The organism is Nocardia stercoris (assembly GCF_003696265.1).
GTDB lineage: Bacteria > Actinomycetota > Actinomycetes > Mycobacteriales > Mycobacteriaceae > Nocardia > Nocardia stercoris.
Genome location: NZ_RFFH01000024.1, coordinates 32,574 through 57,248, shown reverse-complemented (window position 1 = coordinate 57,248; position 24,675 = coordinate 32,574). Strand labels below are relative to the sequence as shown.

Sequence of the window (24,675 nt, the reverse complement as noted above, 5' to 3'; positions counted from 1 at the left end):
GCCGCCCCTGTTGGCCACCAGCCGAATTCGCGGCTAGCTCGAACCGTCACGCAGCCACCACCGCTCTGTTGCATATGAAAATCATTTTCAATAATGTACCGTACATCGGACAGAGTTCCCACAGGAGGTAATGGGTGTCGATCGCCCCTCACGCGGTAATCACCTGCGTCGCAGACATTCTCGGCGTCCCCGCCGCAGCGCTCGATCCGCACGAGGACCTGACGCTGCGCGGACTCGACTCCATCAGCGCGATGCGCCTGGCCGGACAGTGGCGCCGCGCGGGAGCCGCCGTCCGCTTCGTGGATCTGCTCGAGCGGCCGACACTGTCGGACTGGATCGCGCTGGTCGGCGAGGCGCCCGCCATCGAATCGGCGAACAACGGTACGCCCCAAGCCTTCTCGCCGGAACAGCCGTTCGACCTGGCCACGATGCAGCACGCGTACTGGGCGGGCCGTCAGGACACCCGGCGTCTCGGTGGTGTGGCCGCGCAGTTCTACAACGAGTTCGACGGCCGCGACATCGAACCCGACCGGCTGGAGGCGGCGGTGCGGGCGCTGCTGCGCCGCCACGAGATGCTGCGGGCCACCTTCGAAACCGATGGCAAGCAACGGATTCTGGCCGACAGCCCCTGGCCGGGCCTGCGCGTGCACGACCTGCGACACGATCCCGACGGGCCGGCCCGGCTGCGCGCCGAATTGTCGCATCGGCAGCTGGATGTCGCCCGGGGTGAGGTGTTCGACGTTCAGCTGTCACTGACCCCCGCGGGCACCACCAGGGTGCACGTCAACCTCGACATGCTTGCCGCGGATGCGCAGAGCCTGCGGATCCTGTTCGCCGATCTGGCCGCACTGTACCGGGATCCGCAGGTCCGGCTTCCCGACTTGGGCTACGGCTATGCCCGCTATCTGGCCGACCACGCGCGCCGGGTGTCCGACTCGGCTGAGTACGACGCGGCCCGGTCATACTGGCGTGCTCGGCTGGCGGAGCTGCCCGGCGCTCCGGATCTGCCGAAATCGACTGTCGCAGTGGACTCTCGGGTGATTCGCAAGCATCACTGGCTCGCCCCTGATGCGCGCCGCGAGCTGGAACGCCGGGCGCGCGGTAGGGGACTGACCCCGGCCGTCGCCGTTGCCGCGGTGTTCGCCGAGGTGATCGCGGCCTGGAGTTCCGAGCAGAAGTTCCTGCTGAACCTCCCACTGTTCGACCGGGAACCGGTACACCCCGACGTGGCGGCGCTGGTGGGCGACTTCACCTCCTCGGTGCTGGTGGCCGTCGACGCGACGGTGCCGGGCACGTTCACCGAGCGGGCCCGCGCGGTACAGGCGCGGTTTCGCGCCGATGTCGCCCACGCTGCCTACCCGGGCGTGGAGGTACTGCGCGACCTGAGCCGCCACCACGGTGAGACCGTGCTGGCGCCCATCGTCTACACCAGCGCTCTGGGTCTGGGCGAACTGTTCGATCCGCTCGTGCGCGAATGTTTCGGCGACCCGGTGTGGATCGTGTCCCAAGGTCCGCAGGTCCTGCTGGACGCGCAGGTCACTGAGTTCGACGGTGGTCTGCTGGTGAACTGGGACGTTCGCCGTGATGCACTGCCGCCCGGCGCCTTGGAAGCCATGTTTGAGGCGTATACCAGGCTGCTCGACCGATTGTGTGCCACCGAGACCGCCTGGGACGAGCCGGTGCCCGCCCTGCTTCCCGCGGCGCAGCGGGCTGTCCGCGCGGAGGTGAACGCCACGGCGGCACCGCGATCGGGCGCTGCCCTGCACGAGCGGTTCTTCGCGCTCGCCGAGGCGGCGCCGGAGGCGCCCGCCGTGTTGTGGGGCACGGACGGCCGTCTCAGCTACGGTGAGCTGGCGCGGCGGGCGCGGGAGCTTGCCGCGACATTGCCTGCGGGACAGCTGATTCCGGTACACCTTCCGAAGGGGCCGGAGCAGATCGTCCGGGTGCTGGGCATTCTCGCCGCCGGATCGGCGTATCTGCCGGTTGGGATCGACCAACCGCCGCATCGTCGCGACCGCATCCTCGCTAACGCCGGACCTCTTCCCGAGGCCGATCGCGACCTGGCCTACGTGCTGTTCACCTCCGGTTCCACCGGAGAACCCAAGGGCGTGCAGATCCCGCACTCGGCTGCCGTCAACACCATCGACGACCTCACCGCCAGGTTCGAGATATCTTCCGGCGACCGGACATTGGCGGTCTCGGCACTCGACTTCGACCTCTCCGTCTTCGATATCTTCGCGCCACTGTCCACCGGCGGCGCCGTTGTGCTGATGGGCGAACACGAGCGCCGGGATCCGGCGGTTTGGGCCGACCTCATGGTGACCCACCACGCCACGGTGCTCAATTGCGTGCCGGCCGTGCTCGACCTGCTGCTCACCGATCGCACCCCTCGGGCAGAGCTGCCGTTGCGAGTAGTGCTGGTCGGTGGCGACCGGGTCGGGCCCGATCTACCCGGCCGGCTACGCGATGTGGCGGCGGACTGCGTGTTCGCGGCCCTGGGCGGAACCACCGAGACCGCGATCCACTCGACTATCCAGCTCGTGGACAGCGTTGCGCCGCACTGGCGTTCGGTGCCCTACGGCGTTCCGCTGGACAACGTCCGATGCCGGGTCGTCGATGCGCTCGATCGTGACCGACCGGACTGGGTTCCCGGCGAACTGCACATCGGTGGTGCGGGCGTGGCCCGGGGATACCTCGGCGACCCGGACCGGACCCGGGCCAAGTTCGACTCGGACTGGTACCGCACCGGCGACCTCGCACGCTATTGGCCCGACGGGACAGTGGAATTCCTCGGCCGCACCGACCATCAGGTGAAGATCCGCGGCCACCGCGTCGACCTCGGCGAGATCGAGTCCGCACTCACCGCGCATCCGGCTGTCAGCAGTGCGGTCGCGGTTGTGATCGGCAACCGGACGGCCGCCGCCGTCACTGCGGCATCAGGTGCGGACGTCGACACCACGGAGGTGACGGCGTTCGTGAAGGACCTGCTGCCGGAAGCCATGCTGCCGAGCCATATTCGGGTGCTCGAGCGGCTGCCCCTGTCGCCGAACGGCAAGATCGACCGTGCGGCGTTGCGGCAGTCGCTCGCCGAACCCCGTGCCGCCGAGACCGTGTCGACACCGCCCGCCACGCTCGTCGAATGCCAGGTGGCGGCTGTGTGGTCACAGCTGCTCGGCGTGGTCGAGATCGGCCGCGAGCACGACTTCTTCGTCCTCGGCGGGGATTCGATGCTCGCCACCAGGATGATCGGCAGGTTCCCTGGGACGACACTGGCCGACCTCTACGACCATCGCACGCTGGCGGAATTCGCGTCCGCGCTGCCGGCGAGCAGCGTGCCCGCAGCGCGAATCGGGGCGAGCGACACCGAGATCGTGGCCGATCCGGGCTCCTGGTTCGAACCGTTTCCGCTCTCGGATGTGCAGCGCGCGTACTGGATCGGCCGCGATGCGGGTTTGACGCTCGGTGGTGTCGACGCGCATTTCTACACGGAGTTCGACGGTGCCGATGTCGATGCAACCCGGTTGGAGGCCGCCTGGAACCGGCTGATCGCGCGCCATCCGATGCTGCGGGCGGTGATCGACGCCGACGGCCGGCAGCGGGTGCGGTCCGAGGTGCCCTGGTGCCGCATCCCCGTGGCCGAAGCGCCCACGGAATACCGAGGCGCCCTTGCGGATCTGCGCGCGCGGATGTCGCATCAGGTGCGCGACCCACGGCACTGGCCGTTGTGCGACGTGCGGGCCGTCCGCTACCGGCTCGACGGCCGGCCGCGGATGCGGATCGGGGTGAGCATGAACAACCTCGTGCTCGACGGTCTCAGCATCATGATCGTGCTGGCGGAACTCGACCGGCTCTACCGCGACCCGGAAGTCGAGCTGCCGCCCGTCACCCTGGCGTTCCGGGACTACGTCCAGCAGGTGGCACCCGAACCCGACGCCGTCGACCGGGCGCGCGCGTATTGGCAGGACCGGCTGGTGGACCTCCCGCCCGCGCCGGCACTGCCGTTGGCGGTCGATCCGGCGACACTGCGCGCGCCGCGCTTCGAACGGCGCGTCCGGCGGATCGACGCCGGGCAGTGGCGGGCGATCGGAGCCGCGGCCCGCGCCCACGGAGTCACCGCGGCGACCACCCTGCTGACCTGTTACGCGGAGGTGCTGGGGGTGTGGAGCGGCCAGCGCGACCTCACCGTCAACCTCACCGTGTTCGACCGCCAGGAGGTGCACCCCGACATCAACCGCGTAGTCGGTGATTTCACCTCCCTGCTGCTGGTCGCCTGCCGACGGAATGCGGACGAGCCGTTCGTGGCCGGAGTGCGGCGGGTCCAGGACCAATTGGGTCGCGACCTGAGCCACCGCGAAGTCTCGGCGGTGTGGGTCCTGCGAGAGCTCGCCCGCAGCTCGGGTGCCAACGAGACGGCCATGCCGGTGGTGTTCACCAGCGTGCTGGGTCTTCCCGAGGAAAGCGGATTGGTGCAGTCCACCGCCTACGGCGAGCGGGTCTGGGGTGTGATGCAGACGCCGCAGACCTGGTTGGACTGCAAGGTGTACGAGTCCGACGGCGGCCTGGTGGTGGAGTGGGACGCGGTCACGGAGCTGTTCCCACCGGGTGTCCTGGACGCGATGTTCGAGGCCTACCTCTTCCTGATCGGCCGCCTGGCCGACGGCGACTGGTCGGCCCCGGTACCGGATCTGATTCCCGACACGCAGCGCGCGGTCCGGCAGCAGATCAACGACACAGGGCAGCCCGCCGCTCCGGCAACCCTGCACGCCGCGTTCTTCGCCACCGCGCGACGCGAACCCGACCGGACGGCGTTGCTGTGGGACGGCGGGCGGTACAGCTACGGCGAACTCGCCGATCGGGCGCTACGCGTAGCGGCCGGTCTGGTCCGTACCGGAACCCGGCCCGGGGATCTCGTCGCCGTGTCGATGCCCCGAGGTCCGGAGCAGATCGCCGCGGTACTGGGCGTGCTCGCCGCAGGCGCTGCGTACGTCCCGATCGGTCTCGACCAGCCGGCCGCCCGCCGCGACCGCATCCTGCGCGCAGTCGACCCCCGGGCAGTACTGGTCGATCTGGCCGACACCACGCAGGTCGAACCGCTCGCCGCGCCGGTCGACGTGGGTGCCGACGAGCTCGGCTATGTCATCTTCACATCGGGTTCGACAGGCGAGCCGAAGGGCGTCTGCATGACCCACGCCGCGGCCATGAACACGGTGAGCGATATCAACGCCCGCTACCAGGTGACCGGTCGCGATCGGGTACTAGCGGTGTCCGCCTTGGATTTCGACCTCTCGGTGTACGACATCTTCGGCCTGCTGTCGGTCGGTGGTGCGCTGGTACTCGTCGCGGACGAGCAGCGCCGCGACGCGGCGGCCTGGATCCGGTCGGCCCGACGATTCGGCGTCACCATCTGGAACACCGTCCCCACCTTGCTGGACATGTTGCTGGTCGCCGCCGAACACGACGGTTTCCCCGCGTCCCTGCGGCTGGCGCTGGTCTCGGGCGACTGGGTCGGCGTCGACCTGCCCGCACGGGTGGCCCGGCACAGCGATGGGGGCTGCCGTACGGTCGCCCTCGGCGGTGCCACCGAGGCGGGCATCTGGTCCAACGCCTTTCCCGCCGACACGGCCGGCGAGCTGGAGGGCTGGACGTCGATTCCGTACGGATTCCCCCTGCGCGGTCAGCATTTCCGCGTGGTCGATCCGCTGGGCGCGGACTGCCCGGAGTGGGTGGCGGGGGAGCTGTGGATCGGCGGCGCGGGGATCGCCCGCGGTTACCATGCCGACGCCGAGACGACCGCCCGCGCCTTCCCTCTGGTAGATGGCCAACGATGGTATCGCACAGGCGATTTCGGCCGATATCGGCCGGGTGGTGTGCTCGAGTTCCTCGGCCGCCGCGACAGTCAGGTGAAGGTCCGGGGACACCGGATCGACCTGGGCGAGATCGAGACCGCACTGCGCACCCACCCAAGGGTCGACCGCGCCGTCGTGGTCGCGCCGGGCGAGCGCAACCGCAGGCGGCTGGTGGGCTTCGTCGTGGCGGATGCATTGGAGCCGGACGAGATCACGGACTACCTGTCCACCAGCCTGCCTCCCTACGCCGTGCCTACCACTGTCGTCATCGTGGGCGCACTACCGCTGACCGCCAACGGGAAAGTCGATCGGCGGGCGCTGGAAGCACAGGCCGCGGCGGCCGAGGTCGAGACCGGCAGCGAGCCGCCGCGCGGACTCATCGAGAGCACGGTGGCCGAGTCGTGGTCGGACCTGCTCGGGGTAGCCGCAGTCGGCAGACACGACAACTTCTTCACGCTGGGCGGCGACAGCCTGCTGGCGACCCGGCTCATCCCGCGCTTGCGGGCGGCCGGCCTGGCTGGAGTGGAGCTGGCGAATCTGTTCGCCGCACGCGATCTCGCCACCTTCGCGGCCGGTCTGCGTACCGGACAAGCCATCACATCGAAGCCGATCATCCCCGCGCCCGCGGCACGCCACGAGCCGTTCGAACTCACCGACGTCCAGCAGGCGTACCTGATCGGACGCACTCGCGGACTCGTCCTGGGCGGCGTCGGCTCCCACTATTACCTCGAGTACGACGACCCCGATGTCGATCTGGAGAGGCTGGGGCGGGCCTGGAACCGGCTCATCGCACGGCACGAGATGCTGCGCGCCGTCATCGATACCGATGGCATGCAGCGGATCCTGCCCGACGTCCCGCCGCTGTCCATTCGAGTGGTCGAAGCGCACGGCGACCCCGAGACCGCACTGACGGCACTGCGCGCGGAGCTGTCACACCAGGTGCTCGACCCGACGCGCTGGCCGGTTCTGGACGTGCGGGCCGTCCGCTACGACTCGGAGACCGGGCCGCGCGCTCGGGTCGGGGTGAGCCTGGACAATCTCGTCCTCGACGGCATCAGCATGATGATCCTGCTCACCGAGCTGGACCGGCTCTACCACGAGCCGGATGTGGAACTGCCGCAGCTGGATCTGTCGTTCCGCGACTATCTGCTGCAGCGCGCCCCGGATCCGGAAGCGCTGGCCGCCGCCGAGGACTACTGGCGGGTGAGGGTGCGCGAGTTGCCGCCACCGCCGACGTTGCCGTTGGTGACCGAACCCACTGCGATGTCGGTGCCGCGTTTCGTGCGTCGCCACACCGTGATCGCCACGGAGGTCTGGGCCGAGCTCGAACGGGTCGCGCGGGCGGCCGGCCTGACACCGTCGGTACCGTTGCTCGCCGCGTACGCCGAGGTGCTCGGCCGGTGGAGCGGCCGCCGCGACCTGTCGGTCACAGTGACACTGTTCGACCGGCAGGACGTACATCCCGACGTACACCGGGTGATCGGCGACTTCACCTCGGTCCTGCCGGTGGGCTACGCCCCCATCGCAGGCGAGCCGTGGCTCGACAGCGTGCGGCGACTACAGGTACAGCTCGGCCGCGATCTCGACCACGCACAGGTCTCCGGGATCTGGGCCGCCCGCGAACTCGCCCAGCAGACCGGCGGGTCCGGTACGGCCTCGCCGGTGGTGTTCACCAGCATGGTCGGCGTCGGGGGCGGGGTATCGCAAGCCCTGCGCTGGCCTACCTGGGGCATCTCTCAGACCCCCCAGGTCTGGCTGGACAACCAGGTCGTGGAGTGCGCCGACGGCCTGCACGTGGCCTGGGACGCCGTGGCGGATCTGGTCGAACCGGCCGTTCTCGACGATATGTTCGCCGCCTACCGCGAGCTGCTCTGCGGGTTGGCCACAACCGGGCTCGCGGACGCGGTAACGCCGGGACTGCCCGCCCGGCAACGCGAGGTCCGGGACGCGGTCAACGCGACAGGTAGTGCGCCGGACGGCGAAATTCTGTTGCACGCACCGTTCTTCGCGCTCGCTGCCACCCGCCCGGACCGTCCTGCCGTGTGCTGGGGCGAGGACTTGCGCCTGTCCTACGGCGAGCTCGCCGATGCGGCCCTGCGGGTCGCGTCCTGGTTGCGGGATGCCGGGGTGGTGCCGGGTGATCTGGTCGTGGTCACCATGCCGCGCGGTCCGGAACAGGTGATCGCGGTGCTGGGTGTGCTCGCCGCCGGCGCGGTGTACGTACCGGTCGGGACCGATCAGCCGGTGTCCCGACGGCGCCGCATCCGCGACGCGGCCGGAATCCGTTACGTGATAACGGATCTCGCTGCCGCCACACACGCGGTCCCGTTGGACGAGCCGCTCGCGGTCCACTGCGACGGCCCGGCCTATGTGATCTTCACGTCGGGAACCACGGGTGCGCCCAAGGGTGTGGAGATCTCCCACCGCGCGGCGTCGAACACCGTGGGCGACGTCAGCGCCCGGATCGGACTGGGCAGTGGCGATCGCGTGCTCGCGGTGTCGGCGCTCGACTTCGACCTGTCGGTCTACGACCTGTTCGGCCCGCTGTCGGTCGGCGGCGCGGTAGTGCTGCTCGACGACGGCGCGCGTCGCGACCCGGCCGCGTGGCTGAATTCGATTCGACTGCATGGTGTTTCGGTCTGGAATTCGGTTCCCATGCTGCTGGAGATGCTGCTCGCCGGGGCCGAGCCCGAGCAGCTGCCGGACCGGCTGCGGGTCGCGCTGGTCTCCGGTGATCGCGTCGATATCGATCTGCCCGACCGGCTGGCCCGGGCGAGCGACGGCCGTTGCCGGCTGCTCGCGCTGGGCGGTGCCACCGAGGCGGCGATCTGGTCGACCGCGCTTGAGCCGACGCCGGTGGACCCGCGATGGACCACGATCCCGTACGGACCGCCGCTGCGCGGACAGTACTTCCGCGTCGTCGACGAGTGGGAAGCGGACTGCCCGGACTGGGTGGCGGGCGAACTATGGATCGGCGGAGCGGGTTTGGCCACCGGGTACCGAGCCGACGCGGCGCGGACCGCCGAACGCTTCGTGGTCCGCGCGGGCACGCGGTGGTATCGCACCGGCGACCGGGCGCGCTATCTGCCCGGCGGGAACATCGAACTGCTGGGCCGGCTCGACGACCAGGTGAAGGTCCGCGGCCACAGAGTGGAACTCGGTGAGGTCGAGGCCGCCCTGCGCAGCCATCCCGACGTCGCCGCCGCGGTGGTCGTGGCGATCGACGGCCTGGCGCTGCATGCCTGGGTCGTCCCGGGCGCCGAGCTGTTTGCCGAGCAGGACGTGCTGGATCACGTCGCCGGCCTGGTGCCGGGTTACGCCGTGCCGGTCCGCGTCACGGTGGTCGACGCGTTTCCCCTGACCGCGAACGGCAAGCTCGACCGGAACGCCCTGCGGGAGCGCGCACCCGCCCGCCCGGCCGGGGCCGGCGAACCGCCCGCGGGCGAGGTCGAGACCACGCTGGCCCGGCTGTGCGCCGAGCTGTTGGGTACGGCCGACATCGGCAGGCACGACAACTTTTTCACCGCCGGCGGCAACAGCCTGCTGGCCACCCGGCTGGCTCAGCGGGTGCAGCGCAGTTTCGGTGTCGAGCTGTCGCTGCGTGAATTCTTCACCACTCCCACGGTGGCGGCCCTCGGTCGCGTGATCGAACGCCACCGCAGCACTCAGATTTCGGAAGAAGGCGTCATATGAACGTTCGTGAACTCGTCGACGAGATGTCGCGGGCAGGTATCGCATTGTGGGTCGAGTCCGGACAGCTCCGATTCCGGGCGCCGCAGGGCGTCATGGACGACCGGCGCCGGGAGACGCTGCGTGAGCGCCGGGACGCACTGGTCGAACACCTGACGCGGCAACCGGACACCCTGATCCCGGACCCGGACAATCGATATGCGCCCTTCCCGCTGACGGGTGTGCAACAGGCCTACGCGCTGGGCCGCAGCTCCGCCTTCGCCTACGGCGGCACCGCCGCCTCGGCCTATCTCGAAGTGCTGTTCCCGGGTGCCGAGCCCGAACAGGTCGCGACCGCGTGGCGGACCCTGGTGACGCGACACGACGCGCTGCGCACCGTGGTCGACATCGAACAGGGCAGCCAGCGGGTGCTGCCTGAGGTACCCGGCTATCAGCTCGAGGTAGGCGACGTCCGGGGTGCCGATGCCGAAGCCGTACGGACCGCGATCGAGACCGTTCGCAACGTACTCGGCGCCGACCGGTCGCCCGACCGGTGGCCGTTGTTCGGACTTCGCGCCACCCACACCGACGACGGGCTGCTGCTGCACCTGGCCATCGATCTGCTCGTCACCGATTCGGCGGGCATCCAGATCCTGCTCGGCGAACTGGCCGTGTTGCTGAACGACGAGAGCGCGGACCTGCCGCCGTTGCAGCTCGGCTTCCGGGACTACGTCCTCGCCGAGAACCGGCTCCGTGAAACCGCTCGATTCCATCGTGACCGGGTCTACTGGATGGACCGGATCGATGAGCTGCCACCGGGTCCCGACCTGCCGGTGCTCAACGGTGCCGCCCAGGAAGTGGGGCGATTCCATCGCCTCCAGGCCGATCTGAGTGTGGCGGAGTTCGCCGTGCTCGACGAGCGGGCCCGGGCTCGTGGCGTGACAGCTTCGGCCGTCCTGCTGACCGCCTTCGCGGAAGTGATCGGACGGTGGAGTCGCCGACCCCGGTTCACCCTCAACCTGCCGACATTCAACCGGATCCCGTTGCATCCCGATGTGCCGAATCTGGTCGGGGACTTCACCTCGATGGAACTGCTCGAGGTCGATCCGACGGCGTCGACGAGCTTCATCGAGCATGTGCGGGCGTTGTCCGGCAGGCTGTTCGAGGATCTCGACCACCGTACGTACACCGGTCTCGACGTGCTCGCCGAACTGCGCCGGCGGCAGGGGCCGGACGCGGCGATCATGCCGGTGGTCTTCACCAGCACGCTCGGGGCCGCGAATCCGGTGGTGGGCCGCATCGTCCACGGACTGACCCGAACTCCGCAGGTGTGGATCGACTGTCAGGTGCTCGAGCACAACGGCGGACTCCTGCTTGGCTGGGATGTTCGCGAGGACGCGTTTCCGTCCGGCCTGGCCGAGGACGCGTTCGCGGCCTTCGTCGGCCTGGTCCGGCGGCTGGTCGCCGACGACGCGGCTTGGGCCGCGGAGTCGCCCGTCGAACTCCCCACCCATCAGCGGGTGCGCCGGGAATCCGCCAACGACACGGCCGCACCGCAGCCCGATGGTCTGCTCACCGATGCCGTTGTCGCACAGGCGTTCCACGATCCGGCGGCACCGGCGGTGATCGACGAGCGGGCCACGCTCGACTACGGCGAGCTGCTGGCCCGCGCGGCCACGGTCGCCGAGACACTGAGCTCACGCGGTGCCGAACCCGGTTCGGTGGTCGCGCTCGTGATGGACAAGGGCTGGGAACAGATCGTCGGCGTGCTCGGAATCCTGTTGGCCGGCGGCGCCTATCTGCCGATCGACACGTCACAGCCCACCGAACGCCGCAACCGCATGCTCGCCGCCGCCGGCGCCGACCTCGTACTGACCCAATCATGGCTGCCACCGGAAACTGTCGGGCCGGAATGGATCGCGGTCGACCTGCTACCGCGCGGCGCCGATGTCACCGAACCACCGAAGCCCCCGCGCCTGCCGGACGATCTCGCCTACGTCATCTACACCTCCGGGTCAACCGGTACCCCGAAGGGCGTGATGATCAGCCATCGGGGTGCCCTCAACACCATCATCGATATCAATCACCGGTTCGGTGTCGGCGCGTCGGACCGAGTACTCAGTATCGCCAACCTGGGCTTCGATCTTTCGGTGTACGACATCTTCGGACTGCTCGGTGCGGGCGGAACCGTGGTGCTGCCCAGCCCCGGTCGGCGGACCGACCCGTCGCACTGGGCCGACCTGGTGGCCGGTCACCGGGTGACGGTGTGGAATTCCGTTCCGGCGCAACTGCAGATGCTGCAGGAGTACCTGGACGGCGCACCGGAGGACCTGGGTTCGCTGCGGGTAGCGCTGCTGTCGGGTGACTGGATTCCGTTGAGCCTGCCGGATCAAGTGTGGCGCGTGCTGCCCGCCGTCGAACTGGTCGGTCTCGGGGGCGCGACCGAGGTCTCGATCTGGTCGATCTTCCATCCGATCCGGTCGGTGCAGCCGCAGTGGCGCAGCATTCCGTACGGCACTCCGCTGGCCAACCAGCAGTTCCACGTGCTCGATGCCGCGTACCGGCCGGCACCGGAATGGATTCCGGGGGAACTCTATATCGGCGGTGTCGGCTTGGCCCTCGGCTATCTCGGTGACGAGGCCACCACCGCAAAGCGGTTCATCCCGCACCCGCTGACCGGCGAGCGGCTGTACCGCACCGGCGACCTGGGTCGCTATCTCCCGGATGGCTCCATCGAATTCCTGGGCCGCGAGGATCATCAGGTCAAGATCCGAGGTCACCGTATCGAGCTGGGCGAGATCGAGGCGGCGCTGCGCGCCCACCCCGGCGTCGGTGACGCCGCCGTCGTCGTGGACGGTACAGGTAGCGACCGCCGGCTCGTCGCCGTCGTGGAGAGCCAGCGGATCGACGATCCGGCTCTCGTGGCGGCCACCGCCGAGGTAGTGGTGGCGGCCGGGGTGCACGCGGCCGCGGCGGCCGCCGCGCCGCTCGACGGTGCCGCGTTCACCGAGATGATCCGCCACGCCGAACGGGCATCCGTGCTCGCGATGGTGTGCGCGCTGCGCGACGGTGGCTTGTTCGCCGGCGCGGACCGCAAGCACACCGAGACCGACATCGTGCGATCGCTACAGGTGGCCGACGTGCATCGCAGACTGCTGCGGCGCTGGCTGTCCGGCCTCGTCGCCGCGGGCGCACTCGCGCAGGACCGGCCGGGTGGCCCCTACTTCGGCTTGGCCGACGCGACCCCCGAAGATGCGGCGCGGGAGTGGCAACAGGTCGAGAAGCTCGATGCCGCAATCGGATACGGTGCCGAAACGCTGCGTTACACCCGCGACTGTAGCGAGCGGCTCGGTGAACTCCTGCGCGGCGAGATCGATGTGCGCACGCTGCTGTTCCCGGACGGGGAGCAGTACACCGCGCACGCCGCCTACGGCGCCAACCTGGTCAGCCAGGGCATGAACCGGATCGTTGTCGGCGGTGTGGGCCGGATCGCCGCGCAGCATCGAGGTGACGGTCCGCTGCGGATTCTGGAAGTCGGCGCCGGAGTCGGCGGCACCAGCCGCGACCTGGTACCGGCGCTGGCCGAGGCCGCGGCCGCCGTCGACTATCTCTACACCGATATCTCCACCTACTTCCTCACCGCCGCGCAGGAACGCTTCACCGACTACCCCTTCGTGCGTTACGGACTGTTCGACCTCAACGCGGACGCGCAACCGCAGGGCATCGCGCCGCACTCCGCCGACGTCATCCTCTGCTCGAACGTCCTGCACAACGGCCGGGACCTGCCGCGCGTGCTCGACCGGTTCCGCGAAATCCTTGCTCCCGGGGGCTGGTTGGTCTTCATCGAGCCCACCCGGGTGCACAACTATCCGCTGTTGGTATCGATGGAGTTCTTCGAGGAGCTCACCGGGTTCACCGACCTGCGTCAGGCCACGGACCAGACCTTCCTTACCCGTGCTCAGTGGCTCACCCTGCTCGCGGAGGCGGGCGCGGATCCGGTCGAGTGTGTACCCGATACCGCGAACGCCTTGTCCGAGGCCGGTCAGCAGGTGTTCTTCGCCCAGTTCAAGTCCGACCGCAGTCGGGTGACCCCCGGCGAGCTGAGCACGCACCTCGCCGGGCTGTTGCCGGAGTACATGGTGCCCAAACAGATTCGGCTGACCGACGCCCTGCCCCGGTCGGTGAACGCGAAACTCGACCGGGCTGCGGTACTCGCGTCGTTGCCGAAGGCGGCTGACCAGTGCGCGGCGCGGGTCGGCCGGGAAGCGCCGGCCGACGATCTGGAGCGTCGGCTCGCCGTACTGTGGGGCGAGCTCCTGCGGGTCGAGCAGGTGGGCCGTAACGAGGATTTCTATGCCCTGGGCGGTGATTCGCTGTTGATCGCGCGCATGGTCGGCAAGCTGCGCGAGACCGAGCCCACCGCGGCGGATCTGGACTGGGAGGTGATGCTCGGCCAGATGTTGCGGCGGCCCACGGTGGCTGGGCTGGCCGCGTACCTGCGCTCAGGTCCGGGCGACGCCGCCCGCACCGCTGCGACCGCGCACTCCAATCTGGTTCCGCTGCAAGGAGACAGCGATCCCGTACACGTACTGGTGCACGCCGGAACCGGCACGCTGCTCCCGTACCAGTTCGTGGTCACCGAACTGCGGAAGCGGTGGACGGGTATCGGTTCGCTCATCGGTTTGGAGGTCGCCGACGCCGAGGCGTACCTGGCGTTGAACCCGGACACCCTGGTCGAGCACCTCGGGGCCGATTACGCCCGGCAGTTGCTGGAGAGCGGTGCCCGGCGCTTCCACGTCGTGGGTTATTGCCTCGGCGGCCTGATCGCCACCGAGGTCGCGTCCGCGCTCACCGAGGCGGGTGCCACGGTGGAGAGCCTCACAGCGATCAGCTCCTACCATCCTCCGTTCCGGGTGGACGACGAACTGCTGGTGGAGTTCTCGTTCGGACTCGCCATGGGCGCGCATCCGGGTGACATCGGATTTCCGGCCGAAACGAATGTCTTCGGACGAGCAGTCCGGGCGGTGCTGGATCGCACGCCGGACCGGCTGGCAGACGGCTGCTTCGCCACCCTGGACGGCGAGTTCAGCGGCATCGCAGCGCAATTCCGGGCTCTCGCCCAACGCGGCCGCGCCGACCGCCTGGCCGCACTGCACGCCACACTGCCCAGCGCCGAGGAGGAGCACGGCTACACCCTGGAGAAGTTCACCGAACTGTTCCACATCTTCCGGCAGAGCGTCTTCGCCGTCACCCGCTACCGACCGCGGACATACGCGGCCGACATCTCCCTGTTGCGGCACAGCGGCTACATGCTGCTCCCGGGCATGCGTTCCGACGTCGCCGCCTACTGGCAGCAGGTCTGTCTCGGCGACCTGCGGGTGGCTGACGTCCCCGGTGACCATTTCGACTGCCTGTCCGCCTCGCACGCCGGCTCCGTCTGCGATCTGCTGCCGGGCGGCGGCCGATGACCGCGCCACTGGTCGCAGTGGTCGGTGCCTCCGGCCGGGTGGGCCGAGCCGCGGTCGAGATGCTCGCCGAGCTCGGCGGGGTGCGGCTGCGACTCGGCGGACGGAACCCCGAGCTGCTCGCCGCCACGGCCGGCGAGCTCGGCGCCGAGGTCAGGCATGTCGATATCGACGACCCGCCGGCCCTGGCGGAATTCTGCCGGGGCGCGCGTGTGGTGCTCAACTGCGCCGGACCGTCGTACCTGTTCAAGGAACGCGTCGCACTCGCGGCCGTCGCGGTCGGCGCGGACTATGTGGACGTGTCCGGGGACGACCCCGCCTACGCAGCGCTGGCGGGCCTGGACCTCGGCACTGCGGCGGTGCTCTCGGCCGGGATGCTGCCCGGCGCAGCCAATCTGGTTGTGCGCTGGGCGGCCGGCCTGGCCTTCGACCGGGTCTTTCGGCTGGTCGCCCAGGTCGGAGGTCTCGAGCGGTTCACTCCGATCGCGGCGCAGGACCTGGTGTTGTCGGTATTCGACGTACCGGACGGTGCCTGGTATGGCGAGTCGTTGGCGGCGTGGCGGGGTGGCCGCCGCGCCTCCCGCGCCCTGTTGCCGGTGAGCGGCGTCGGAGTGCCGTATTTTCCCGGCACAGTCAGCCTGCAACCGTACTTGAGCACCGGTTGTGAACGAGTCGGTGCGGTCCTCGATCTCACCGAGCTGGACTGGTACACGGTGTCCGGTGGGACGCGGCTGAGTACGGCGCTGAGTACACAGCGCGGACTCCCGGCGGCGCAACGCCCTGCGCTGACCGCGGCCGCGCAGGAGATCCGTGCGGCGGCCGAACTCGATCTGGCCGGCCGCGATCCGTATCACCTGCTGGTCTTTCACCTCGCGGGGGAGCGCGACGGGCACGCAACCGAGCGCACAGCAGTCCTGCGGGCTTCCGACAGTTACCGGCTCACCTCGGCCACCGCCGCGCTCGCGGTACGTGCCCTGATCGACGAAACAATCGGGCCCGGTGTCCATTTCATCGACACCGTCCTCGACCCCGCCTGGTTCGTGGCGGGACTGGAGCGTCTGGGAGCGATCGACTTCGTGCACCTAGTCGACGGCGCACCTGGCGTCGTCGAGGAGGGGGTCCTGTGATGGCCGCCGCCGCTGAGCGTCCGCTGCGGGTGGTGGTGTGCGGCACCGGTTTCGGACGGTTCTATCTGCGTGCGCTCCGGAGCCGGGACCCGGAGTTCCAGCTCGTCGGGATCGTGGCGCGGGGCAGCGCCTTCTCCGCGGATTGCGCACGGGAGCACGGTGTTCCGTTGTACACCGACGTCGAGCAGCTTCCAGCGGACGTCGACATCGCCTGCGTCGTCGTACGGGCGGGCGTGGCGGGTGGTTCAGGTGCGGAACTCGCCCAGGCCCTACTGGCCAGGGGAATTCATGTGCTGCAAGAACACTCGCTGCATCCGGATGAACTCGCGGCGTGTGTGCGTGCTGCCCGGCGGCACGGGGTCTACTACCACCTGAACACCTTCTACCCGCACGTGGAGCCGGTACGAAGGTTTCTCGGCGCCGCGCGGGCCATGTCCGCGCACCAGCCGCCGTTGTTCGTCGACGCCGTGTGCGCCAGCCAAGTCCTGCATTCGACGGCCGATATCATCGGCGCCGCTGTCGGCGGGCTGCGGCCCTGGACATGGGAGCCGCCCGCACCGTCTCGCGGCGTGCCGTTCCGGTCGGTGGCCGGTGTCCTTGCTGGGGTTCCGGTGCAGCTCCGGGTGCAGCACCAAGTCGATCCGGGCAACCCCGACAACCACGCTCATCTGCTACATCGGGTCAGCATCGGGTGCGAGGGCGGAGTCCTCACGCTCGCCGACACACACGGACCGGTGCTGTGGAGTCCACGCATCCACGCCGAGAAGGGACCGGAGGGGAGACTGGTGGTCGACGGCGCGGGCACCGAACGGCTCGACGCGCCGAGCACCCGGATCCTCGGCCCCACCGCATATCCCACGTTCCGCGAGGTCTTCACCCGGCTGTGGCCGCAGGCGGTGATCGATGCGCTGCGCGGGCTGGCCGACGTGATCGGCGGCCGGGCCGATTCGCTCGCCAAGACCCAGCGCGATCTGACCACTACGCAGTTGTGGCACGAGATCCTCACGGGCCTGGGCCCGCCCGACATCATCCGGCCGTCCGAACCGCGGCCCTTGGCGTTGCCGGAACTGCTGGCCGGCGCCGAGCGCAACGAAAGGCTCCCATCGTGACCATGAATACGTGGCTGCGGCCGTTCACCCGGTATCCTCACGCCGTCATTCGCCTGGTGTGCTTCCCGCATGCCGGCGGCGCGGCCAGCGCTTACCGGAGTTGGGTGCCGTATCTCCCGACCACGGTAGACCTGGTCGCAGTGCAGTATCCGGGTCGCGAGGACCGGTTCGGCGAGCCGTTTCCGGCCGACCTGTCCGACCTTGCCGATCAGGCTGCCGAAGCGGTGCGCACGCTGGCTGATCGGCCGACCGTGTTGTTCGGGCACAGCATGGGTGGCGCGGTGGCCCACGAGGTGGCCAAACGGTTGGCCGGCGTCCGCCCGGTGGCTCACCTGGTGGTCTCCGGCCGGCAGCCTCCAGCGCACCATCGCGCGGGACAGGTCCACCGCGCCGACTCCGAGGGATTGCGTGCCGAGCTACTGCGCCTCAGCGCGGCGAACCGCCCGCTGGTGGACAACCCCGCGCTCCTCGACGTAATGACGCCGGCGATCCGGGCTGACTACCGCCTCGTCGAGACCTATCGAGCGGTGCCGAGCACCGTATTGCGCTGTCCGGTAACGGTGTTCCTCGGCGAAGAGGACAGGGAACTCACCGAAGCCGAAGCCGGGGACTGGCGAACCGAGACAACCGGCGCCTTCGCAGTGCGCCGGTTCCCGGGCGACCACTTCTACCTCGTGCCGCATCGCGCCCGCGTGGTGGCGGCCCTGCTGGCTGCTGTTCTGCCGCAGCCATCCACCCCGTGACGAGACCGAAAGACATGATGTCCGAATCGTATTCACCCGTAGCCGAGTTCTACGACTTGGCTGCCCGCACGCAGACCGAAACGGCGAGGCTGCTCACCGAAACGCTCGCCGACGTCGACACCGGCTACGGCCCGGTACTCGATTTGGGTGCGGGCACCGGGCGTGCCGTCGAGACCATCGCCGCCGCGCTGCCCGATGCCCGTATCCTCGCCGTCGAGCCGGCGACCGCTATGCGGGCGGTGTTGCTCAGCCGGGTCGTGTCCGACGATGATCTGCGCCGCCGGGTCACAGTCCTGGCCGACACCGCCCAGAACGCACCACTGCCGGACCGCCTGTCCGCCGTCGTGCTCTTGGGCATGGTCGGCCATCTCGACCGACAAGAGCGAACGGCGTTGTGGCAGCGACTCGCAGACCGCCTTCCAGCGGGTGCACCGGTCATCGTCGAAGTGATCCCGTTGCCCGCCCCCGCCTCGATGCCGGAGATGCGCTTCGCCCGCGAGTCGGTCGGCGAGGACGACTACGAGGGCTGGATATCCGGTGAACCCGCCGGACCTGATCTGATGCGGTGGCGCACCCGGTGGACCGTCTCCCGGCAGCAGCGGATTCTGCGTACCGTCGAGTACGTCAACGACTGGTACACCGTCGGCGTCCAGGACTTGATCGCGGAGACCGGATGGAGCGGGCTGGCATTGAGCTCGAACGTGGGTGTGCTGCGCCGGTGAACGTCTATCCGTCGCTACCCGATGTATCTACGCACTTCTTCCTGCAGATGGCGGCGATCCTGGTCGCCTACCGGCTGCTGTGGTCAGTATTCCGGCGGATGGGCCAAGTGGAGGTGGTCGCGATCATGGCCGCCGGGTTTCTGCTCGGCCCCTCGGTTCTGGGTGCTGCCTGGCCGGCAGCTCAGAATTGGCTGTTCCCCGCCACGCTCCGGATCGCCGACGCGGCCGTCCCCCATCCGACGCTCACCGTGCTCTATGCGGTCGGCCAACTCGGCCTCGTGCTCTACATGTTTCTGGTCGGAACATCGTTCGACACAAGCATTTTCACCTCACATCTGCGCACGGCCGGGATCACGGCGACGACCGGTGTCGTCGTGCCGATGCTGCTGGGTGGCGCAACCGGCTTGGTTTTAGCCGTCCGGGGAGGCTATTTCACCGGCAAGGTCACGCCGTGGGAAGCCGCACTGTTCCTGGCCGCCGCCGTGGCCGTCACGTCGTTTCCCGTGTTGGCGTGGATCATTCAGGATTCCGGTCTCGGCCGAACCCGGCTGGGCACGATGGCGCTGTCGTGCGCCGCCATCGATGACGCGTGCGCCTGGATACTGCTCGCCGTCGTCATCGCGTTCGCCCGGCACAATCCAGCCGACGCGATTCTGGCGCTCGCCGGTGGTGTGGGGTTCACCCTCGTGATGATCCTGATCGCGCGACCGGTGCTGCGCAGACTCGACTATTGGGACCGACCCGAAGCCCTCGTCGGCGGCCTGCCGATCGGTCCGTTCGTCGTGATCCTGGTCCTCGGTCTGGTGAGTGCGTGGTTCACCGATTTCGTGGGAGCCTCCTCGGTGTTCGGGGCGTTCTTGGCCGGCGTGGTGGTACCGCGCGACCGCTTCGTGGACATGATGCGCACCCGACTCGAACCGCTGGTTTCGTACCTGCTGCTGCCCGCCTATTTCGTCTTCTCCGGCCTGAACACCCGACTGAGCTTGGTTTTCGAGCCGTCGGTACTGGTCGTTGCTCTGGTGGTGCTCGTGGTCTCGTTCGGCGGCAAGTTCGGCGCGATCACGCTCGCCGCGCGTGCCAACGGAATGAACTGGCGGGAAGCGAGTTCCATCGGCGCCCTGGCCAACGCCCGCGGCCTGATGGAGCTGGTGCTGGTGAACATCGGCCTGACCCAAGGCATTATCACCCCCGCCCTGTACACCATCCTTACCGTGATGGCGCTGGTCACCACGTTCACTGCCACCCCCGCCTTCCGTTTCATCGAGGCACGTGCGCGAAAACGAGAACCGGGCTCTATCGCGGTGAGCGGGAAGCCCGCACCCGAATCGGATCCAGCGGCCAACCGGAGCCCGACGGCTGGAGCGCGAGCTACCGAGCATCTCGAAGGCGTTGGAGTTCAGCCTGACCGAGTCCGAGGACAGCGGGCTGCGGATCGTCACCGCCCTGTACGTGTTCTGGATGTTACGGGGCCGGATCAGCGAGGGGCGCCGGTGGTACGAGCGGATTCTCGCCCGCCCGTCCGGCGGCCCGACGGTGGACCGGGCCAAGGCGCTCTTCGCCGCCACCTTGATGGCCGGGCTTCAGGATGACCTGCAGACCGCCGCCGGCCACGTAACGGAACTGGCCGGCTTGGCCGAGCAGACCACCGACCCGATGGTCCCGGCGCTGCTCGCGCACACCCGGGCAAATTACGTTCTCACCGGTGGCGAGGGTGATCCGTCCCGGACCCTTGCCGATCTGGAATGCGCGCTGCGCACCTACATGCTCTGCGGTGACGGCAAGATGCAGCTGGACGCTCGGATCTCGCTGGGATGGGCCTACGGCCTACTGGGCGAAACCGACAGGGCCCTCGGCTGTCTGGAGAAGGCAGTCGATCTCACCGAATCCGCCGGTGAAACGATCTACCGGTCGCATGCACTGTGGACAGCGGGCTTCGCCGCGTGGCGCGGCGGTGAACCCGACCGTGCCGCACGCTCGCTCGCGGACGGAATTCGATTGGCCCGCAGGGTCACCGATCCGCTCGTCGCGACCGGGTGTCTCGAGATGCTGGCCTGGACTGCGGGGGAGCAGCACGATGCTCGGCGTGCGGCTGTCCTCATGGGCGCGTCGGATGCCTTGGGACGCCTGGTCGGTAGCTCCACCATTCTTCGCACTCTGCTCTGCCTACGTGAGGAATGCGAGCAGCGCAGCAGCCGGGCGCTCGGTGCGCGCACGTTCGCCGCGGCACGCCACGAGGGCGCCGCGATGGGTCTCGATGCCGCGGTCGCTTTCGCACTCAGCGAGCGATCCTGTGCCACCTCGTCGTCGGATAGTCGGCTCGGGAGTCTCACCGCGCGCGAGCGCCAGGTCGCCGGTCTCGTCGCCGAGGGACTGACAAACAGGGCGATCGCCGATCGCCTGGTCATTTCCCTGCGGCCGCGCAGGGGCACGTCGAGCATATTCTCACCAAACTGGGCTTCACCTCACGCGCTCAGATCGCGGCATGGGCTGTTGCACACGTTGATGACGCGGCCGAGTAGACGGTCGTTGTGGGCAGGTCTGTGCGTATTTCCCGCACAAGCGCCTGCGGGCCCTAGTTGTTGCGGGTCGTGACGTTGGTGACGCGGGGCGCGGGGTGAGCTGAAAGAGGCGGTTTTTTCAGCGGCAGGATGTGAAGCGCCAACTCACTCCCTACGCCCGCGAATGGACGTCAGATCTCCAGCGCCAGCAGGCTGTGCCCACCCATCAAATGCAGGTCGGGCCCGGCTTGATGCCGGGCCCGACCTGCATTTGTTCCACCACCCCCGCGCCCGAACGACTCCCGCCCGCCGGCAGGGCGCGCTCATACCGAATTGCGAGTGCTCGCCTGGTTCATGCATCTTCGCGCGCTGCGATGAACAGAGCTTCGAACGGCGGATCGCCGAATGTGACCGTGCTGTGCCCGAGCCCATCGACATCGGCGGCCAGCAAGAGATCTCCCAGACCGAACACGTGCGTCTGTCCTGAGGTGACGGTAACCTCGATCGTGCCGCGAGTCATCACCACCGATTGCCGCGCCGGTGCCGTATGGGGTGCGCTGTCGAATCCACCGCTGCGCACGAACACCACTCCCGCAGTGGCCAATTCGCCGGTTGCCATGGGTTCCACTCCAGCCGCCACAGGACGCACCGACAGCGGGAGCTGCTCGTCTGTGAACCTCGAACCACCATCCGGCGTCGTCTCGATCCTGGTGTAGTGAACGGTCTCAGCTTCAGTTTCGATGCCGTACTCAGGGATCCAGCGAATCCGGCGGCACTGCTCGCGCCGTACGCGAGCCCGACGGCCTGCATCCGAGCCCGGCGGGCTACCGGCGCATGGCCGACACGATCGACCCGGCCACCTTCACGACGAGCCACTGCTGACTGTCTCACCGAGAAGCGCGGGGTGTCAGCCGGCGACCTCGGCGGCCAGCGCCTCACTCACCGCGGTCTCGAGCTGCGGTCGCGGATGCAACACGAGCGGCAGCCCGACGTCGGGCAGGTCGAAGGTCTGCACCCATGGATCGGTGGCGCATTCCTCGTGACCGGCGTTGAGTGCGCGCACATCGAGGTATTCGACGCCGAGCAGCTGAGCGGCGTCGCGCTGGGCGGCCTCCAAGCGGTCGAAGTATCCCGCCACCGCGCCGTTGTGCTCCTGGATCTGGACCGGGCCGAGGTCCACGCACAGCGTGTTCTGCCCAGGGACGAACTCCTGCGGATAGCCGACCAGGACGATCTTGGCGGCGGGCGCGTAGTAGCGCATGTACTGCACCACCTTTCGCACTTTGTCGGCGTAGTGGCTGCCGTTGAGACCGTGGTCGTCGGTCACCCAGGATTGATCGTCGTTGCTGCACAGCAGCCCGGCGGTGATCGCACAGTTCACGAAGACCTGGGAGTACGGGTTGGGTTCACCGTCACGCCAGGTGTCGTTGAGCCCGAACTGGAGCGCGACCATCTTCGTCTGCGGACCGAACGCGTCGGCGGCCGCCGCCGCGCGGGCCTGGACCGTCAGTGTGTAGTCCTGTCCGCTGTCGATCGTCGCGCCGGTGCAGGATTCGTCGACGAAGTCGTCGGGACCCGTCCCCAGCCGCGTACTGAGCTGATTCGGCCACGACGTCGCCCCGTGGTTGCAGATCGTCCCGCCGGTGTGCCACTCGTAGGGCACGTTCGCGGCCATCGAATCACCCAGGACGACAAGGGACTTGCCGGGTGTGGCGGCATCGTCGGCATGGGCCGCCCCTGCCGCCCCGAGCTGTGCAGCAGCGGCAACGACCGCGAGACCGATCCACAGGAGCCGCTTACCGGGTTTGTTCATGGTTCTTCAATCGACAAGTGATGTATCTGTATTGGCTGTGGGGCAGGGGGAATCGTGTGGGTTCCTATGCGGCGTGTACAGCAGCCGCGGCCGCCCTCGGCCTCTCTTTGCCGCGCGCGAGATTCCGCATGATCGGCAAATCGACCCAGTGGTAGATGAGCGCGCCGGCGCCGACCGACAGCGCCAGGCACAGCGCCGCGAAGCCGAGCCAGCCCAGGAACCCGAACGAGTGGCCGCCGATCAGGAAGCGCGTGACCGCGGCCATGACCGGGTACTGGATCAGGTAGAAGGCGAAGGACACATTGCCCAGCCACACCATTGGTGGTGATGCGTTCAGTCCCCGGACGCCGGCCAGGTCCCGGGCTGCCATCGTGGCGATCACCGCGGTCGTCGGAACCAGTAGCAGCACGCCCATCTTGTAGTTCACCGGCACGAACCAGGTCGCCACGAACGAGGCGGCCAGCGCGATCAACGGCGGCCAGATCCGGGTGTTGCGCCACTTGCCCTCGAGCACCATCCGCGCTGTGAGCACGCCGAGCAGGAATTCGGGCAGCCGGGTGAGCGGGAAGGTGTAGCTCAGCCAGTAGGAGCGCGGCGGCGCCATCGTGTCGAGGGTGAACCAGCGCGGGTCGGCGTGCGGTTCGAAGTGCGGTGAGACGTCGTGCGGTGCCCGCAGTCGGGGTGCGAATTCGTTGGTGATGCCCTTCGGGCCGTCCACCCACAGGTAGTAGGAGGTGTGCAGGGCGACGATGAGGACGAAGATCACTGCGGCGGCCAGCCACAGGTGGTGGGACGGGATCCGCCGCAGTACCGGCAGAAACAACGGGAAGGTCAGATAGAAGAGCATTTCCGCGCCCAGCGACCACGACGGCACGTTCAGTCCGCCGACCAGGGTCCAGGTCGGCACCCAGGTGTGCACCAGCAGCAGGTTCGGCAGCCACACGTGCAGGTGTGACCACGGAATGCCACCGGCGGCGAGGATGAAGGCCGCCATACCGACCAGATGCGACGGATAGATCTTCAGGACCCGCCGCCGGTAGAACGCGCGCACGTCGGTGCCGGGTTTGAACGACCAGTAGATGATGAAGCCGGACAGCACGAAGAAGAAGGTGACTCCGCACGCGCCCAGCTGCATGGGCGCGAACCAGTCGATCCGGCGGAACAGGGCCGACCATTGGAACGGGTAGACCGGCAGGAACACCATGGCGTGCAGGAGGAATACGGCGAACGCCGCCCACCATCGGGCTCCGGTCAGCGACGGCAGCGCAGGCCGGCGCCGATCGATCTCCTCCGTGGGCGGCCGGGGCCGGCCCCGCTGCGCGGCGTGGTGCGTCGCGACGGTCTGAGTCATCGCTTTCCTTCGAATGCTGGCTGAGTGGTGGGCATGTCATCGGCCGCCGTGTAGGGCGGCCGGCGGGTATCGACTCGGTCAGTGACCGATTATTCGAGCTCGGAGGCGCATGCATAGGGGAGGGGATTTTCCTCGAGTGACGTCGAACTACATGCGACCGTGAGCCGTTCCGCTCACATCGGGAAATACTAAAATTCGACGGAGCGCAAGAGAAACCGCAGTTTCCGGATAGGTCACAAGAAATTACTGTGGTTTAGGCGCGAGTCGGGCCTCATCGAACACAATAGTCCGCCGCGAAGAGGCCCTTGAATCAGTGGTTGCGGGGCTGTTTC

The 24,675-nt window shown here is 68.5% G+C and carries 11 protein-coding genes; 8 read left to right on the top strand and 3 right to left on the bottom strand.

What is annotated here, in order from left to right:
• Positions 1–134: 134 nt before the first annotated feature.
• Genes EBN03_RS31345 through EBN03_RS31310 form a run of 8 tightly spaced genes read left to right on the top strand, consistent with a single transcriptional unit; the run spans position 135 to position 21,273 of the window.
• Positions 135–9,539 carry a non-ribosomal peptide synthetase gene (locus tag EBN03_RS31345; protein WP_122191785.1) on the top strand — a complete coding sequence of 3,135 codons (9,405 nt, stop codon included), beginning with the start codon at positions 135–137 and terminating at the stop codon, positions 9,537–9,539.
• Entirely contained in the window at positions 9,536–14,983 is a 5,448-nt protein-coding gene (locus tag EBN03_RS31340; RefSeq protein WP_122191784.1) for a non-ribosomal peptide synthetase, read from the top strand. The genes EBN03_RS31345 and EBN03_RS31340 overlap by 4 nt, the downstream gene beginning before the upstream one ends.
• A complete protein-coding gene (locus tag EBN03_RS31335; protein ID WP_199743048.1) occupies positions 14,980–16,107 on the top strand; it encodes a saccharopine dehydrogenase NADP-binding domain-containing protein in 1,128 nt (375 codons plus the stop codon). The genes EBN03_RS31340 and EBN03_RS31335 overlap by 4 nt, the downstream gene beginning before the upstream one ends.
• The gene (locus EBN03_RS31330; RefSeq protein ID WP_122191783.1) at positions 16,107–17,216 is read left to right on the top strand and encodes a Gfo/Idh/MocA family oxidoreductase; all 1,110 of its coding nucleotides are present in this window, start codon (positions 16,107–16,109) and stop codon (positions 17,214–17,216) included. The genes EBN03_RS31335 and EBN03_RS31330 overlap by 1 nt, the downstream gene beginning before the upstream one ends.
• A 2-nt stretch (positions 17,217–17,218) precedes the next feature.
• A complete protein-coding gene (locus EBN03_RS31325; RefSeq protein ID WP_122191782.1) occupies positions 17,219–17,959 on the top strand; it encodes a thioesterase II family protein in 741 nt (246 codons plus the stop codon).
• A 14-nt stretch (positions 17,960–17,973) separates the two neighbouring features.
• Positions 17,974–18,681 (top strand): class I SAM-dependent methyltransferase, encoded by a 708-nt coding sequence (locus EBN03_RS31320; RefSeq protein WP_122191781.1) that lies wholly within the window; start codon positions 17,974–17,976, stop codon positions 18,679–18,681.
• A complete protein-coding gene (locus EBN03_RS31315) occupies positions 18,678–20,270 on the top strand; it encodes a cation:proton antiporter (protein WP_233608762.1) in 1,593 nt (530 codons plus the stop codon). The genes EBN03_RS31320 and EBN03_RS31315 overlap by 4 nt, the downstream gene beginning before the upstream one ends.
• On the top strand, positions 20,215–21,273 hold the full coding sequence (locus EBN03_RS31310; protein WP_158675796.1) for a helix-turn-helix transcriptional regulator: 1,059 nt from the start codon (positions 20,215–20,217) through the stop codon (positions 21,271–21,273). Before EBN03_RS31315 ends, EBN03_RS31310 begins: the two co-directional genes overlap by 56 nt.
• 258 nt (positions 21,274–21,531) lie before the next feature.
• Here EBN03_RS31310 and EBN03_RS31305 read toward each other — a convergent pair whose 3' ends face one another.
• From EBN03_RS31305 to EBN03_RS31295, 3 genes are all read right to left on the bottom strand, one after another.
• The gene (locus EBN03_RS31305; RefSeq protein WP_122191778.1) at positions 21,532–21,798 is read right to left on the bottom strand and encodes a cupin domain-containing protein; all 267 of its coding nucleotides are present in this window, start codon (positions 21,796–21,798) and stop codon (positions 21,532–21,534) included.
• A gap of 288 nt (positions 21,799–22,086) precedes the next feature.
• Positions 22,087–22,992 carry an SGNH/GDSL hydrolase family protein gene (locus EBN03_RS31300; protein ID WP_122191777.1) on the bottom strand — a complete coding sequence of 302 codons (906 nt, stop codon included), beginning with the start codon at positions 22,990–22,992 and terminating at the stop codon, positions 22,087–22,089.
• Between the two features lie 64 nt (positions 22,993–23,056).
• On the bottom strand, positions 23,057–24,343 hold the full coding sequence (locus tag EBN03_RS31295; protein WP_122191776.1) for an acyltransferase family protein: 1,287 nt from the start codon (positions 24,341–24,343) through the stop codon (positions 23,057–23,059).
• Positions 24,344–24,675: the final 332 nt, after the last annotated feature.